The organism is Armatimonadota bacterium (genome assembly GCA_029907255.1).
GTDB lineage: Bacteria > Armatimonadota > UBA5829 > DTJY01 > DTJY01 > JAIMAU01.
Genome location: JARYMF010000031.1, coordinates 1 through 572, shown reverse-complemented (window position 1 = coordinate 572; position 572 = coordinate 1). Strand labels below are relative to the sequence as shown.

The window sequence follows — 572 nt, the reverse complement described above, 5'->3', positions numbered from 1 at the left end:
CCTAAGTAGCGGCGAGCGAACCGGGAACAGCCCAAACCCGGCATGTGTTCAAGGCTGCACCCGTTGCATGCCGGGGGTAGCGGGGCGCTTTTTCGGGCAAGGTGCGGCTTGCCCCGGGAGTTACAAAGGCACCGGTTAGGAGAACAGGCCTGGAAAGGCCGACCAGAGGGGGTAACAGTCCCGTATCCGAAAGCCGGTACCCTCCCGATAAGCGTTCCCAAGTACTGCGGGGCACGTGGAATCCCGTAGGAATCCAGGAGGACCACCTCCTAAGGCTAAATACTCCTTGGCGACCGATAGTGAACCAGTACCGTGAGGGAAAGGTGAAAAGCACCCCGGGAGGGGAGTGAAAGAGAACCTGAAACCGTATGCCTACAAGCAGTCAGAGCCCTGCACTCAATGGAGCTTTTGGGAGCTTTTAAGCCAAACCGGGCAGGTGCCCTAAAAGCACCATCGAGTCTCGAAGGTTCCATTGAGTGCGGGGTGATGGCGTACTTTTTGTAGAACGGACCGGCGAGTTGCGCGGGGTAGCGAGGTTAAGGGCGAGAACCCGGAGCCGGAGCGAAAGCGAG

1 rRNA gene is annotated in these 572 nt (G+C 58.9%); it reads left to right on the top strand.

The window, feature by feature from the left end:
* A 23S ribosomal RNA gene (locus QHH26_13635) occupies positions 1-572 on the top strand; the annotation flags it as partial.